Genomic DNA, 14,573 nt, shown 5'->3' with positions numbered 1-14,573 from the left:
GCGCTATCATACACAAGTTAATGATTTTTGGATGGAGATGAGGAGAGCCAGAAAAACCCGCCCTTACACAAGGGTGATTTCTGGTTCTTTTTGTTATTTTTAAGGAAAGGAGTCATACATACATCATGATAGACGTTCAGCAAAGGGGAGGATATGATGTTTCAATTGTTCAAGCCGGCTCCGCATATTGAGAGATTGGATGATTCAAAGACGGATGCGGCCTATAAACGGCTCAGGCTGCAAGTATTTTTGGGGATTTTCATCGGGTATGCCGGGTATTATTTGCTCCGCAAAAACTTTGCCTTCGCTATTCCTTACTTTCAGGAGCAAGGGTTTTCAAAAGGGGAACTTGGCTTGGTGCTTGCGGCCGTATCAATCGCTTACGGCTTCAGCAAATTTATTATGGGGATGGTGTCTGACCGCTGCAACCCGAGATATTTCCTTGCAACGGGTCTGTTTTTGTCAGGTGTCGTAAATATTTTATTTGTTTCCATGCCATGGGTCACGTCAAGCGTGACGATTATGTTTATTTTTATGTTTATTAACGGGTGGTTTCAAGGGATGGGCTGGCCGCCTTGCGGACGGACGATGGCTCATTGGTTTTCCATCAGTGAACGCGGCACGAAAATGTCGATATGGAATGTCGCCCATAACATCGGCGGAGGTATTCTCGCCCCGCTCGTGACTCTCGGCATCGCCATGTTTGTTACTTGGAAAAGCGTGTTTTTCTTTCCGGCTATTATCGCCATTGTCATTTCATTTGTCATCGTTCTTCTCGTTCGTGACACGCCGCAATCCTGCGGGCTGCCGCCGATTGAAGAATACCGGAATGACTATCCGAAACATGCGTTTAAAGACCAGGAAAAAGAAATGACGACCAAAGAAATTCTTTTTAAATACGTGCTGAATAATAAATTTCTGTGGTATATCGCATTTGCCAATGTGTTTGTTTATTTCGTACGGTACGGAGTCGTTGACTGGGCGCCGACTTATTTGACGGAAGCGAAAGGATTCTCTCCTGAAGACTCCAGATGGTCTTATTTCCTTTACGAATATGCGGGAATTCCGGGCACGATTTTGTGCGGCTGGATCAGCGACCGGTTTTTCAAAAGCCGCCGCGCGCCAGCTGGCGTACTGTTCATGGCCGGTGTATTTATCGCTGTATTGGTCTACTGGCTTAACCCTGCCGGTCATCCGCTCATCGACAATATCGCGCTGATCAGCATCGGGTTCTTAATCTATGGACCTGTCATGCTGATCGGGCTTCAGGCCATTGACCTTGCGCCTAAAAAAGCGGCGGGAACGGCAGCCGGCTTAACCGGGTTTTTCGGCTACATCGGAGGCTCGGCTTTTGCCAACGCCATCATGGGTTATGTTGTAGACCGCTTTGACTGGAACGGAGGCTTTATCATGCTTGTCACCTCATGCGCGCTGTCCATCGTCTTCTTGGCTATGACGTGGAATACCGGCAAGCGGGCGGAGCATGTATAAGAAAACAACATAAAAGATTAATATTTTTGCAGTACAGCATTTACAACGATTTTCTACGCTAGAGACAGATATTGATTTATTAAGGGGGAAGAAAACATGCGGAAACATAAGTTGTTTGCTTTGGTATTGCTTTCATTCGGTTTATTGTCATTCATCGTCACGCCTGTATCGGCGGCGGGAAAAGGAAACCTTTTGTCTCCTGACAGAATGTTAACCATTGCCCATCGCGGTGCTTCGGGGTATGTCCCGGAGCACACGATCCTTTCTTATGAAACTGCGCAAAAAATGAAGGCAGACTATATTGAATTGGATTTACAAATGACAAAAGACGGCAAGCTGATCGTCATGCATGATGAAAAGCTGGACCGCACCACAAACGGACACGGCTGGGTGAAAGATCATACATCAGCCGAGATTCAAAAGCTCGACGCCGGCTCTTGGTTCAATAAAGCCTATCCGGAAAAAGCTAAACCGCAATACGCCGGACTTCGCGTTCCCGCACTTGATGACGTGTTAAAACGGTTCGGCAGACATGCAAACTATTATATTGAAACAAAGGCGCCTGAAACATATCCGGGTATGGAAGAAAAACTGATCGCTTCACTGAAAAAATATAAATTGGCAGGAAAACATGCGAAACTTGGACAAGTGATCATTCAGTCTTTCAGCAGGGACAGCCTTCTGAAAATCAAAAAGCTCGATCCGAAACTTCCCGCCGTCCAATTGCTTGAAGCGGATCAGATGACGTCAATGACTGACGCTGATTTAGCGGACATCAAAACCTATGCCGTCGGAATCGGGCCGGATTACAAAGCGCTGAACGCTCAAAACGTCCGGAACATACGCAGCCATGGCCTTCTGCTCCACCCTTATACCGTAAACAGTGAAGCGGACATGCGCCGCCTGCTGGATTGGGGCGTAACCGGTGTGTTCACCAACTATGCGGATATATTCCAAAAGGTCAAAAAAGAATACAAATCATAAAGCCAGCATGGGTTCGGAGATGATGCCGAACCCATTTTTTGCCCGATAATGCAAACGCCAGCATGGGTTATGTAGCGGGCGGAGCATATTATTAAAAGGCTGAGACTCACCTTAATTGTAAAAAGGTATCACTGTAATGATGAATTACTTGTGATACCTTTTTAAACAAAGGAATATAATTATTTATTTCTATTATCTATTTTCTTTCTTATACTATTAGTAATAGACGATAATACAAGTGATACTAAACCATAGACAACCACCCATCCCCAGAAGGATAGATTAAAAACAGTGAACATTGAATATGACTGAAACAACTATACTGACAAGCGGCATTATATACACTTTTTTGAAAATATACGTGAATATAATCGATAAGACGGTAATAGAAAGTGGTAAAATACCAAAAGCAAGATCTAGCTCATCCATTATTATTCTCCTTTGTGAATTTAATTTCCCCTTAAGTATACTCACTCAGCTGTCTAGCCATTTATATCTAATCACCCCATACTTCTTTGTTTTTCTTAATCATAAAAAAGTCATATTCAGAAACATGGGTATTGTTAATAATTTTTTCAAGTCCTCTGATAGGAGTAGATTTTAATTTTTTTCCGTTTTTATAAGAGTAAGAATTAATCACATATTTCCCACCCTTGCTTATTTCTAACAAGAAAATTTCAGACTCATCAAAATAAGTGAATTTTGCTTGGTTTTCAAATTTTGTCGATCTATGTAATGGGAGTTTTTTCTTCGGCTTCATACTTTTCAGATCAAAAGTATAAAGTATTGAATTAGCTGCCAAATGATATAAAGTGTCATTTTTCACAAAAAAGTTATTAGTGGAAAGAGGAATTGCCAGTTGAGAAATTTCATCAGGGATATGATAACTGCCTAAAGGATATGCCCCTTTAAACTTATTATGCTTTAAATCAATTTCTGCTACTTTGAATTGTACTTTGTTTGATTTATCCGTTTGGCTATATAGTATAAAAAAGGCTGAGCTTTTTTTAACTATTATTTGTGAATAAACACTCCAATTTTCTTCATTTAATATAGGAATTGTTGTTCCTTTCCCTACTGTAACTTTATCTTTATCTATTTTAACATCCTGGAAAGTCGGTGTTTTGATTGAAGAATCTTCATTTATCACGTAAATATATTCACCGTCATTACCGGTACTTGTATAGAAACCCGGAATAATTTTTTCATGAAATCCATTGCTGTTACCCCATCTGATTAAGCTATTATAATGGTTTTTACCGACTTCTTGATTATTCAAAAAATAAAATATATTTCCTTTTATTAAATGACCCGATGACTGTCCATAACTTGTATGTACTTGATGTTGCATCGGGAATTTCTTATAGCTATCGCCTATCATATATACTTCTTTTTTGTCCTGTCTAACTATGTTTTTTTCATCTTGTGCAATGGTTCCAACCTCAATAGCATCTCCTTTTACAGCTGTTGCTGCTCCTTTTTCATCCATATATACAGTGTAACTCCCATCTTTAGGGTAATCTATTGTTGCTGAATAATATATAGCTGCAATTTTATCATTCAAGAAATTCTTTTCTTTTTCTGTTTCAGTTTGTTTAACATCAGAAACTGAATTAGTATATTTAAATGTTCCGATACATATAAATATACCTATTAATACTATGACCGCAATTATAATAAGCCACTTAATCTTGTTCAAATATAATCTCACTCCTTAAAATAATATGACTCCCTAAATAAACTTAGGGAGTGAAAATAATTCATCAAAATGTTTTAATAGTTTTTGTATAATTGGAATCTCTGATGTCTCTTGGATAGACACCCAGACCTTTATCTTTATCCATATCTATACCAGCCTTTAGCTTAAAAGCTGACCATAATAGTTTTGAACAGTTTTTATCACTATGAATAACCATCCTTCCCAACCCTGCTGTAACCCCAATTTACTGAATTATTTTTTTTAAAACTAGAAACTTTGACATTTTGAATTACAGCGTTTTTTTCGACCTTACGTTTCAAGGAAGCTATTGCACGAACACCTTTTTTAGGGATCGATTCGACAATTTGATTTCCCTTATAATACATACAGACATGTCCATGCGGAAGCCCAAAAGTAGATGCAGGTGTATAGTAAACATTACCTTTAGAGCTTGATCCTTATAATTTTCGGCCCGCTATTCTTGCCCATTGTGCTCATTCTATTACTTTTATCTTCTTCTTTATCTAGCTTTTCTTGCTTCTTTAATTCAGTTTTAATTTCTTCCAAGATCTCATTAGATGTTTTATTATCTTGTTTAACTAAATTATTAACAGATTCAATTAATTCTTTTTTCGACAGATTCGGATTCATTTTCAATATGTAGTTTACTGTTTCTGAATTATACGAGTCTACAGCCTTTAACACTCGTAAAACCTCCAAATACTAAGGGAGTAACGATGCATAATGTTGCAAAAAATTTTCGCATTTTCATACTTATTACCTCCGACTATTTATTCTCCTATATTTTAATTGATTATACATTTATTGTAAAAGCGACTTCGTACTGTATTTTCTCTGCGGTTAATTATTTGCCTTGTCTCGAAAACTTTGACTTGGAGTAAAGGAAAACGGAGAAAGTTACGGAGAAGAAAGAAATATAAAAGATTAATAGTTGATAGTTGCCCAACATATCTTTACATTCATTGTTTAGTATGGAAGACAGTTATTGATAAGACGGAGAAATTATGAGAAAAAAAGAATACTGGCCTTGCTTGTTCTGTCGTTAGGCTTGCTCATTCATCGTCACGTCTGTATCGAGCCAGCATGGGTTCGGAGATGATGCCGAACCCATGTTTTTTTGCGCGATCAAAAAACCCTTGCGGGAAATGTACCGCAAGGGTTGTATCAATCGTTATTCTTTTCCGGCAGCGGCTTCGGCCTGTCCGCCTTTTAATTGATCGTTGATTGCTTTGGCGTCTTTCAAATACTCAGTCTTGAATCCGCTCTTCAGCGCCCACGCATAGAAGACAAGGGCAACGATTGCGATCAGCCCCATATCCCAGCCGTACGGAATGATGTTCAGACCGCCGAATTTTTCACTTCCGAGCCATGAAATGGTCATCATGCTGAGCAGATAGACAACCATCCAGACGCCGCCTTTAAAGTTTCTGCGGAATCCTTTCCACTTCGCTTTCGCTTGGTAGTAGAAGTAAATCGGCAGACCGATCAAAATGATAAACAGCACCTGCCCCGTTAGCGGCCAGCGCGCCCAATACAGCACGAGAGACGCGAACACGAAGCCGAGCGGAGCAACCACGCTGAGGCCTTTCAGACGGAGAGGCCTGTACAAATCCGCCGCCGTCCGCCGCAGCGTCATCACCGTCACAGGACCCGTGATATAAGAAATCAGTGTCGCAACGGAAATGATTTCAGCAAGCACGCCCCATCCTCTGAATAAAAACAGAAAGATAAACGATACGATCAGGTTAAAAATCATCGCTTGGCGCGGCACGCCGTACAACGGATGAAGCTTTCCGAAAATGCTCGGCATATATTTATTTTTTTCCATGCCGTAAATCATACGGGACGTCGTAGCGGTATAAGTGATACCGGTTCCTGACGGAGATACGAACGCATCCGCATAAAGAATAATGACAAGCCAGTTGATATTCAAGGCGATCGCCAAATCGGCAAATGGAGAGTTAAAGTTCAGGTGACTCCAGCCGTGAACGATCATAGAAGGTTCAACCGCACCGATAAACGCGATTTGCAGCAGGACGTAAATGACGGTTGCGACCAACAGCGAACCGACAACCGCAATCGGAATCGATTTGCCTGGATTTTTTGCTTCTCCGGCCATGTTAATCGGGCTTTGAAACCCGTTAAACGCAAAGACGATACCTGATGTCGCTACTGCCGTCAGCACGCTCGCCCAGCCGTTCGGCGCAATGCTTGACCCGGATGTGAAATTTCCGCCGTGAAAACCGGTAAACAGCAGCGCTCCGATTGTCAGCCCCGGAATAATGATTTTAAAGATGGTAATCAATGAATTCGCTTTTGAAAATAAATTAACTGTCCAATAATTCAGTAAAAAGTAAATAATCAGCAATACGGAAGCAAATCCGAGACCCTCTCCCGTAAGTGTGCCGTTGTGAACGAGATTGCCTGTCCATTTCGCCCACTCCCACGGCCAAGAGCTCATATATTGAACGGACGCGACCGCTTCCACCGGAATAACGGAAACAATCGCAATCCAGTTTGCCCATCCTGCGATAAATCCAATAAATGATCCGTGAGAATATTGAGTATATTTTACCATTCCCCCGGCTTCCGGGAACATTGAACCTAATTCACTGTAAGAAAGTGCGATAAACAAAATAACGATCATACCGATAATCCAGGAAATAATTGCGGCAGGTCCCGCAATCTGAGCCGCCCGCCATGCCCCGAATAACCAGCCAGAGCCAATCATTGACCCAAGTCCGACCATCATGAGTGCAAACGTTCCCATTCTGCGATGTAATTGATTCATAAAGTTAACACCTTTCAATTAAAATATGACTCCAGCGCTATCATATATTTATAATATTATTCTGAAAATAGTTTTGTCAATCTTTATCGCATTAAAGCAGGAATCCAAAAATTACCCTTTGATGTTTAAACAGCCGTCAAGCGGGAATAACTACTGCAAGCCAGAAATAGAAAGGAGTTTTTATCATGAAACAAAAACTGCTCATTTCAGGACTTGCCGTGTCGACTGTCGGAGTGACTTCCTACCTGCTCAAAGATAAATCAAACCGCCAAAAGGTGAAGGACTTTATCCGCAATATGAAAACATCGCTTTCAGGGAAGCACGATATCGAATCATTCCCCGTCCACAAAGCAGGCAACCCGCATCCCGAAGATATTGAAGATAACAAAATGGTATCCGAAGGCTCCATGTATCCGGTTCAATACTACGATGACAAGAAGAAATAATCTGTTCCCATGCTGCCCGGCCGTATAAACGGCGGCAGCTTTTTTATGCAGACGGCTTTTTATAGATCCGCCAATATTGACGCGACCCTTGATCCCGCACGGTAATGCCCAGTTTGGATATTTCCGCTTTCAGTTCTTTCGCATCTTCGGTTTCATCCTGTTTCAGCGCCTTTTCCCTCGCTTTTAAGAGAGCGTTTGCCCCAGGCTCCAAATCCGGCATGTCCGGCACCCACCGTTTGTATTCTTCTTTAAAAGGATCTTCCGTTCCCAGCCAGACATACCCATGACCGCGAAACGCATCAGCCGCTTTTTCAACCGCCGGCTCAAGCTTTTCCCGAAAAAGCTCCTGCCCTTCAGTCCCCAATAAGACCAGATACTTTCGATCCGTAAACACGCCGGAAATACTGTCTTTCGAAAACACGCTTTCTTTATTATGTATGGTTAAGGACACCTCACTGTCCGTCACGACTGCCACAAGACTTTCTTTAAAAGCCGCCCGCGTCAGCCACATTCCCCCAATTAAGCCGATAACGGCGGTTGCTGCCGCAGCCTTCCAGCCGTGAAAAGATGCGATGATTTTCAGCGGCCCGTGAAAAGGCAGCCAATCCAATGTTACGGCCCACTTCGCAATGACCGGCAGAAACCAGCCGATGACCAGCCCCAATAATGGCGGCACCAGAAAAACCAAAGCTTTTTCAACCGATGACAACTCAAGAACCGTCTGTTTTTTTATTTCGTTCATGTTTCTCCTCCGTCTGTGTTTTTCACAACTATCCATTATACAAAGGGTTGGATGATTCTGTAAACTATTTCCGAAACAATAAAAAGCCACCCGGCCGCCGGGAGGCTTTTTAAAACAGCAGTTCATACACTTCATTCAATTCCATCGTGCGCTTCTCATCCTGCTCGTTCTCAGCATATTTGATCTCCTTCTCAAGCACCTGATTCAGCGCATCCATTTCCAGATCATTAAGATCCTTCACGAACTCGCCCTCATTTGCATAATGCTTCACCTGCAGCTTTTTATAAATCCCGCGGCAAACACCATGCTCCAAGTGGTTCGAAAGCGACTCGCGCAAATACCCGAGTGTCGTGTCCATCATGTAAGCCCTCCCTTTTCTTTAGGAATAGCTTCCCGGAAAGAGAGAAAAACTATACATGAAAGCGCGGCTGTTTTAACTCTGTACCTGAATGGAGAAAAATCCGCTGCTTAACGGTGTGTACGGCCCATTCAGCCCCGTTGCGGAGAAAGAGAACGTTCCTGAACTGACATAAGAAAGAGGAACGCTGTAATATTTAATGTAGCCTGTAACGATATTGCCGTTTTTCGTATATTCATCTTCCAGCGCTTTTGCCGTGAGATTTGTAATATTCGTTCCGTTGTTAAACGCCTGAATTGTGTTATTGTTCGGATACCCTTGGAAATATACAGCTAAATACCCCGTTGTGCCCTTCATCGGTTTTGATGCGCTGATTTGGTTCGGTCCGATATTCTCCCATTGATAATTCTGTCCGTCAGACGTCACACCGATAATACGGATTTGTGTTAAAGCAGGAGCGGGCGCCGCAGACGCTGACGGCATCCACAACCCGCTTACAAGCATCAATACAGCGGCAGCCGCGGCGAATAACATCAAGATTCTCTTTTTCATGTTTCTTCCTCCTCTTGTCATATTTTCATAGAACTCTATTCTATTTTACATGATTCCAAAGGAAAAAGATTACATTCCAAAAAAGAGTCTGGAAAACTTTGTGAACTAGATATGAAACGCTCTGGAAACACCATTGATGATCAGAAAGATGCCGCAGATTCTTAACACGACTCTTGAACTTCTGTCATCTTTACCGAAAAAGGTTTTTCCGAGCCAGCCGATCCATACGTTCATTGCGGCTCCAGCGAGCAATTCTATGATTCCGATGATTTCTGCTATATACAAAGCAGCCATCCTCCTAACTGTGTTTTTTCATATTGCGGTTTATCAAATAGAGTGATAAGGCCAGTGCCGCTGCGCCGGCGGCAAGAAACAGGCTCAAGGGCGCAATCTGCGCGCTGTCTCCGCCATTGTTTTGAAATGCGCCGATCACCCATTTTTCAGAGGTAAACAACGACAGCGTCCGCATATACTCCGGAGCCGCATCTAAAGTGAAGAAAGCCCCTCCCAATAAACCCGTAACAGCGATGAAAACAGAAGCAAGCGATGTGAATTGCTTTTGGCTCTTCATAGACGGGATCACCGCCATCGTTACAGCAGTCAGCGCAAATACACAGGCCGCAAGCATCGCTCCCGCAGCAAGAACGTGATCGGCAAAACGGATATGCAGCATGAATGTTCCGGCACCGAGAATCACTATAATATGGAGAAGTCCGAAAAGATACGCCGCCGCAAACTTAGAGATTGCATATGCCGTATAGGACACGGGCGTGCTCAGCAATCTGGCATATGTATGATTTTCTTTTTCGTCTATAAATGATCGCAAGCTTTGAACCGCAACGAACCAGATAAACATCACTAAAAATCCGATAAGCCTGTCTGCCGCTTGTCCGCCTGCATAAATGTGCTGGCGGTCAACGGTTACGGCAGAATGGCTTTGGATATCCTTCAACAGGTCAGCCGCCGCCTGCTTAGCGTCAGTGTGCAGCGTGCGGGACATCACTGCCGCATCGCGGACGATCTTTTTCAGCGTGCCCGCCTGCTGCGCAATCAGCTGCTCTGTCAAAACAGCATCACCCTTTTCTTCATTCTGAATGATTGAAACGTTCAATTCATCACCGGAAAATAATGTCTCTTCAAAATGAGATCCGATCAGCAACCCGAAAGAAATATCCTGATGATTAACCTTTGTCTTTAAAACAGCCTCTGTGACCTTCGTGACTTTTACATGGCCGACTGTCTGAATCATGTTCATCAATTGTGCTGAAAAGACGCTCTGATCCTTATCAGCCACATAGACTTCCTTCTGCTGACTGTCATCGGCAGAAAAGGAAAAGAGATAAGTCAGAAGGAGCGGGACGGAAATGGTCACAAAGATCGCAACCCGATTCTGTAACATCAGTTTCAGCTGATGTCTGATCATGAATAACAGCTGCATCATGAAACAGCCTCCTTCCGCTTAAACACCCATATGGTCAAACATAAAAACACAGCACCGATAACGAAAAGCTCTGCCAAATCCGCCAGAATACCGCTCAGGCCGGCATGCTGCGTGACACTTACGTAGCTGTTGATCGCTTTGCCATTCGGTATCAGCTCCTGCACGATTTTCAAACCGGCAGGCAGGCTGTCTTTTGCGATAAAACTTCCGCCTAAAAAACTGAAGCCATACAGAATAGGAGCCGCCATGCTTGAGACGGTCTCGTGGTTTTTTGCAGTAAACCCCCAAAGAAGCACGATACTGCCGATCGCAAATGAATAAACGATCGTAACCAGCAATATTTCAAACAAATTGCCCCATTTCACATGGTACAAGATGCTGCTTGCGATGATGACGGCAGCCATTTGTATAAGGATGGCAAGCATGATCCCCAAAAGCTTTCCAGCCACGTACTGGATATGTAATACAGGCATTGATTTTATTCTGAAGAATGTGTGCTGCTGCCTTTCTTCCACTATGCCGTGAATGAGTGCAAAAGCGGTCATGATAGAAAACATGACGACCATCGCGATTGAATAATACTGCATCGCATCAATCGGAGCCGCGTGATGGCCGGCCGACTGTTTCGGAATGGCCACAGCCTGTCCGCGCTCAGCGGAAAGTCCGCTCATTATGCTGCCGACTTCCTCCTTTGACAGATGTCCCGACTGTTTCAGCACCGTTTTTTCTTCGCTGTTTTTCATCTTTACTCTGGTGACAAACGAATCGGCCATCATCTCAACAATGTCTCCGTTTACAGAGCCTTGTTGGTCTGAAATGACGTTGATATTTGTTTTTTCATTGTGTTCCGCCGCTTTTGCAAAGCCTTTCGGCACGTATACAAAAACCGAGACTTTGCCGCTTTCGACAAGCTGTTTCCCTGCTTGATAACCGCTTATGTCTTTTACACGGATGAGATCGTTTTGTTTCAGAACGTCATTCTTTAATATGTCTCCCAAAGCACTCTCCGCGTGATCCGCATTATAAAACTCGATTTTAAATGACTTCGCTTTCGAATCGCCGTGAAAAACCGTTCCTAAAATAAAAATCATCAGCGCCGGAAACAGAATCAGTTTTATATAGAAAGACTTTTCTCCGGCCATTAACCGAAAATCTAATAAAATCAGCCTGATCAGTGTTTTCATGACGCCCCCTGTGAATCCCGCAGCGTTTTGCCGGTAAGCCGTAGGAAAATGCTTTCCAGATTGGCTTCCTCGAAATGAATGCCCTTAATAGTGATACCGATTCTTCTGATATCATCCGCAATATCAAGGATATTCCGCTCTGCCGCGGAAACGAGCATCGAAATGGTCTGATGGCTGACGGCGGCTTCGGAAACACCGGGAATGCGGCGGATTTTTTGTACGGCATCATCATTCAGACCCTCTGCATTCACGATCAGGGTATCGGAGGCTCCCGCTGACTGTTTCAATTCGTCTTTCGTTCCGCAGGCAATGATTGAGCCGCGGTCCATGATCGCCGCTCTTTCACATAGATATTCGACCTCTTCCATGTAATGGCTCGTGTAGATGACGGTCATTCCTTTTTCTTGATTTAACGTCTTAACGGTTTCAAGAATATGGTGTCTGGATTGCGGATCAATCCCGACGGTCGGTTCATCTAAAATGAATAGTTTCGGTTCGTTCATCAGAGCAGCCCCGATATTCACCCGTCTCTTCATACCGCCTGAAAATTCAGACACCCTTTGGTTCCGCTGTTCCTTTAATTCGATGACGTCCAGCACTTCATCGACCCGCTTATCGAGCTCCTTACCGGAAAGTCCGTACAGGCTCCCGAAAAAAGCCAAATTATCCTTTGCGCTTAGCGCTTGATACAAGGCTATTTCCTGCGGGACGATACCCATCACTTTTTTTATGGCCGCAGGCTGTTTTTGTAATGACATTCCATTAATGCAAATTGTTCCGCCCGTCGGTGAGAGCACGGTGCTGATCATTGACACCGTTGTTGATTTACCGGCGCCGTTTGGTCCCAGCAGGCCGAATATCTCTCCTTTTTCGACGTGCAGCGTTATATGATTGACAGCGGTAAAATCGCCGTACTTCTTTGTCAAATCGGTTAATTCAAGCATACGTGCAGCACTCCTTGTGTCATGTCTGCACTTATTCTACTCTTGGCGATCCTTGTTTTCTATTCACTTTCGTACTCGATATGGGTATTACTTTCGTCATATGTTCGATGATGAAAAGAGGGAGGGGGTGAAGCGGGGTTATATCATTTTTTGCAAATATAATGTAAGCTCAGTCCTGTTTGTCACTTCGAGTTTATCAAGGATTCTGGAAACATAGTTTTTCACAGTGCCTTCAGTCAGGAATAAGTCTGCGGCAATGCGTTTATTGCTTTTGCCTTCCATAATGTGCTTTGCGACATCAAGCTCTCTCGGCGTGAGAATCTCTGTCAGCTTTGGCTGCGGCTCCTCCTGAACGGCCGGGATGCCGATATGATTCAGCGCTTTTACGACTTGAACCGTAACCTTGGGATTCAGCATCATATTTCCTTCATAAACGGCCTGAAGAGAGGCAATAATTTCTTCTGAATCAGCATCCTTCAAGATATAGCCGTCAGCCCCGCTTTTCAGCCCGGCAAAAATATAGTGATCATCCTCAAACGTTGTCAGAATGATGACTTTTACGGACGGATAGCTGGCTTTTACTGCTTTTGTCGCTTCGATTCCGTCCATGCCGGGCATTCTGATATCCATTAAAATCACATCGGTATCGGTTTGCGGAAGCAGCTGCAGAACTTCTTCACCGCAAGAAGCTTCTCCCGATACTTGAATTTCTTCGTGTAGGCTCAGAATCATTTTCAGCCCCTCCCTGACAATGGACTGGTCGTCTGCGATCATGACATTCACTAGATCATTCCTCCTTGCACGGTATCTTTATTTTCACGTCAAAACCCGTTTCATTTCCGGAAGTGAAAACAGCTTCTCCGCCAAGCGCGGCCGCTCTTTTTTCAATTCCTTTCAGACCATTTGATTTTATAATCGTCCCGCACGCTGAGCCGTTATTATGAATATGCGCCAATATCATGTTCAGGTCCTTTTGAATCCGGACAGAAACATATGACGCATGTCCGTGCTTCACCGCGTTCGTAATCGATTCCTGGATGGTTTGATAAAGACAGTGCTTCACATCAGGCTGCGCCGCTTCTATGGCCTCGTCCATCTCCAGCTCGAAGTGTATCCCTCCCGCCTCTTGAAAATGGCTGAAAATGTCACGGAGCGCTTGTTCAAATCCCCGCCCCGGCAAAGAGCCCTGCAGCAGCATCACGGCCTGGCGAAGCTTTAAAATCGATTCTTTCGTAAGATCATGCGCCTTATGAATGATCTGCTTTACTTTTTCCGGCTGATGCCCGGCTGTCTTCCCGGCAAACTCCAAATTCATTTTCAGAGCAGCGAGATAATGACCTAAAGAATCATGCAGCTCCTGCGCAATTCTTGTTCTTTCTTTCGTAACCGCCAGTTCTTCAATGCGTTCTGAGTATTCCTTCAGTGTGGCGTTGGCCGTCTTCAGCTCTCGATTCAGCGATTCAACCTTTGACTTCTCCTGCAGATTCTTCCGATATAAATAAATCACCGCAAACATGATGAAGTAAGGGAGCACGATATCACTGACACCCGCTCCGGAGGCGTATAAAGCGGCGGCAAATGCGGCGGCGTGCATCGTTAACAAAACAGCCGAAATCTGCTTATCAGTAATAAGCACCTCCACCAATAAAAGCACCATTATGGCCTGTGCCCCAATGCAATAGACATTGTACAGCAGAACTCCCGCCATGACGCTGCTCAGGAGAAAAGATCCGTGATAGATGGCGGACTGTCTCTTCATATATATCGGCCGCAGGCAGTCATTCGCCGTCAGCAGCATCACGAGTACAGACAAAAAAACCTTCAGCTCCCCCCGGCCGAAAGGAAGCTGAAGAATCGTATGAAGAATTGATAGTAACGCAAAGCCCCTGATCAGTAACTTCGTATGTGCAATCTTCATCG

At 43.9% G+C, this 14,573-nt stretch carries 15 protein-coding genes and 1 pseudogene; 3 read left to right on the top strand and 13 right to left on the bottom strand.

The window, feature by feature from the left end; translation table 11 throughout:
* Positions 1–156 precede the first annotated feature (156 nt).
* Positions 157–1,491: a glycerol-3-phosphate transporter gene (glpT, locus tag AC1DN5_RS16195; RefSeq protein WP_016936892.1), complete on the top strand. Its 1,335-nt coding sequence runs from the start codon at positions 157–159 to the stop codon at positions 1,489–1,491.
* Positions 1,492–1,587: 96 nt separating this feature from the next.
* Positions 1,588–2,475, top strand: coding sequence for a glycerophosphodiester phosphodiesterase (locus tag AC1DN5_RS16190; RefSeq protein ID WP_047476099.1), 888 nt, complete (start codon positions 1,588–1,590; stop codon positions 2,473–2,475).
* A 179-nt stretch (positions 2,476–2,654) separates the two neighbouring features.
* Here the strand turns inward: AC1DN5_RS16190 and AC1DN5_RS16185 are convergent.
* From AC1DN5_RS16185 to AC1DN5_RS16170, 4 genes and pseudogenes are all read right to left on the bottom strand, one after another.
* A pseudogene (locus AC1DN5_RS16185) lies at positions 2,655–2,904 on the bottom strand (DUF2651 family protein).
* Positions 2,905–2,971: 67 nt separating this feature from the next.
* Positions 2,972–4,174, bottom strand: a complete 1,203-nt coding sequence (locus tag AC1DN5_RS16180; protein ID WP_366970017.1) for a hypothetical protein — start codon at positions 4,172–4,174, stop codon at positions 2,972–2,974.
* Between the two features lie 444 nt (positions 4,175–4,618).
* A complete protein-coding gene (locus tag AC1DN5_RS16175) occupies positions 4,619–4,879 on the bottom strand; it encodes a hypothetical protein (protein WP_255034257.1) in 261 nt (86 codons plus the stop codon).
* Between the two features lie 487 nt (positions 4,880–5,366).
* Entirely contained in the window at positions 5,367–6,986 is a 1,620-nt protein-coding gene (locus AC1DN5_RS16170; protein ID WP_045926328.1) for an APC family permease, read from the bottom strand.
* Between the two features lie 185 nt (positions 6,987–7,171).
* Here AC1DN5_RS16170 and AC1DN5_RS16165 point away from each other — a divergent pair, with 185 nt between their 5' ends.
* Positions 7,172–7,432 carry a hypothetical protein gene (locus tag AC1DN5_RS16165; protein WP_016936895.1) on the top strand — a complete coding sequence of 87 codons (261 nt, stop codon included), beginning with the start codon at positions 7,172–7,174 and terminating at the stop codon, positions 7,430–7,432.
* Positions 7,433–7,475: 43 nt separating this feature from the next.
* Here AC1DN5_RS16165 and AC1DN5_RS16160 read toward each other — a convergent pair whose 3' ends face one another.
* The 9 genes from AC1DN5_RS16160 to AC1DN5_RS16120 all read right to left on the bottom strand — a co-directional run bounded on the left by AC1DN5_RS16160 (position 7,476) and on the right by AC1DN5_RS16120 (position 14,571).
* Positions 7,476–8,174, bottom strand: coding sequence for a YqeB family protein (locus AC1DN5_RS16160; RefSeq protein WP_366970018.1), 699 nt, complete (start codon positions 8,172–8,174; stop codon positions 7,476–7,478).
* Positions 8,175–8,283: 109 nt separating this feature from the next.
* Complete coding sequence (locus AC1DN5_RS16155; protein ID WP_366970036.1) at positions 8,284–8,532, bottom strand: sigma-G-dependent sporulation-specific acid-soluble spore protein CsgA; 249 nt, start codon at positions 8,530–8,532, stop codon at positions 8,284–8,286.
* Between the two features lie 75 nt (positions 8,533–8,607).
* The gene (locus AC1DN5_RS16150; protein WP_366970019.1) at positions 8,608–9,084 is read right to left on the bottom strand and encodes a DUF4879 domain-containing protein; all 477 of its coding nucleotides are present in this window, start codon (positions 9,082–9,084) and stop codon (positions 8,608–8,610) included.
* A gap of 105 nt (positions 9,085–9,189) precedes the next feature.
* Positions 9,190–9,369 (bottom strand): hypothetical protein, encoded by a 180-nt coding sequence (locus AC1DN5_RS16145; RefSeq protein ID WP_198698315.1) that lies wholly within the window; start codon positions 9,367–9,369, stop codon positions 9,190–9,192.
* Positions 9,370–9,382: 13 nt separating this feature from the next.
* Entirely contained in the window at positions 9,383–10,525 is a 1,143-nt protein-coding gene (locus AC1DN5_RS16140; RefSeq protein ID WP_366970020.1) for an ABC transporter permease, read from the bottom strand.
* Complete coding sequence (locus tag AC1DN5_RS16135) at positions 10,522–11,709, bottom strand: ABC transporter permease (RefSeq protein WP_327816048.1); 1,188 nt, start codon at positions 11,707–11,709, stop codon at positions 10,522–10,524. The genes AC1DN5_RS16140 and AC1DN5_RS16135 overlap by 4 nt, the downstream gene beginning before the upstream one ends.
* Positions 11,706–12,653 (bottom strand): ABC transporter ATP-binding protein, encoded by a 948-nt coding sequence (locus AC1DN5_RS16130; protein ID WP_188154697.1) that lies wholly within the window; start codon positions 12,651–12,653, stop codon positions 11,706–11,708. Before AC1DN5_RS16130 ends, AC1DN5_RS16135 begins: the two co-directional genes overlap by 4 nt.
* Before the next feature lie 138 nt (positions 12,654–12,791).
* Positions 12,792–13,436, bottom strand: a complete 645-nt coding sequence (locus AC1DN5_RS16125) for a response regulator (protein ID WP_047476092.1) — start codon at positions 13,434–13,436, stop codon at positions 12,792–12,794.
* Between the two features lie 4 nt (positions 13,437–13,440).
* A complete protein-coding gene (locus AC1DN5_RS16120; RefSeq protein ID WP_188154696.1) occupies positions 13,441–14,571 on the bottom strand; it encodes a sensor histidine kinase in 1,131 nt (376 codons plus the stop codon).
* Positions 14,572–14,573: the final 2 nt, after the last annotated feature.

It is taken from the genome of Bacillus sp. 01N42_2 (assembly GCF_056399565.1).
The sequence above is the reverse complement of the archived record's forward strand: the minus strand, read 5'-3'. Positions and strand labels throughout refer to the sequence as shown.

Coding starts and splice junctions, on each gene's coding strand:
- glpT (WP_016936892.1), top strand. CDS start 157: ATGTTTCAATTGTTCAAGCCGGCTCCGCATATTGAGAGATTGGATGAT.
- AC1DN5_RS16190 (WP_047476099.1), top strand. CDS start 1,588: ATGCGGAAACATAAGTTGTTTGCTTTGGTATTGCTTTCATTCGGTTTA.
- AC1DN5_RS16170 (WP_045926328.1), bottom strand. CDS start 6,986: ATGAATCAATTACATCGCAGAATGGGAACGTTTGCACTCATGATGGTC.
- AC1DN5_RS16165 (WP_016936895.1), top strand. CDS start 7,172: ATGAAACAAAAACTGCTCATTTCAGGACTTGCCGTGTCGACTGTCGGA.
- AC1DN5_RS16160 (WP_366970018.1), bottom strand. CDS start 8,174: ATGAACGAAATAAAAAAACAGACGGTTCTTGAGTTGTCATCGGTTGAA.
- AC1DN5_RS16155 (WP_366970036.1), bottom strand. CDS start 8,532: ATGGACACGACACTCGGGTATTTGCGCGAGTCGCTTTCGAACCACTTG.
- AC1DN5_RS16150 (WP_366970019.1), bottom strand. CDS start 9,084: ATGAAAAAGAGAATCTTGATGTTATTCGCCGCGGCTGCCGCTGTATTG.
- AC1DN5_RS16140 (WP_366970020.1), bottom strand. CDS start 10,525: ATGATGCAGCTGTTATTCATGATCAGACATCAGCTGAAACTGATGTTA.
- AC1DN5_RS16135 (WP_327816048.1), bottom strand. CDS start 11,709: ATGAAAACACTGATCAGGCTGATTTTATTAGATTTTCGGTTAATGGCC.
- AC1DN5_RS16130 (WP_188154697.1), bottom strand. CDS start 12,653: ATGCTTGAATTAACCGATTTGACAAAGAAGTACGGCGATTTTACCGCT.
- AC1DN5_RS16120 (WP_188154696.1), bottom strand. CDS start 14,571: ATGAAGATTGCACATACGAAGTTACTGATCAGGGGCTTTGCGTTACTA.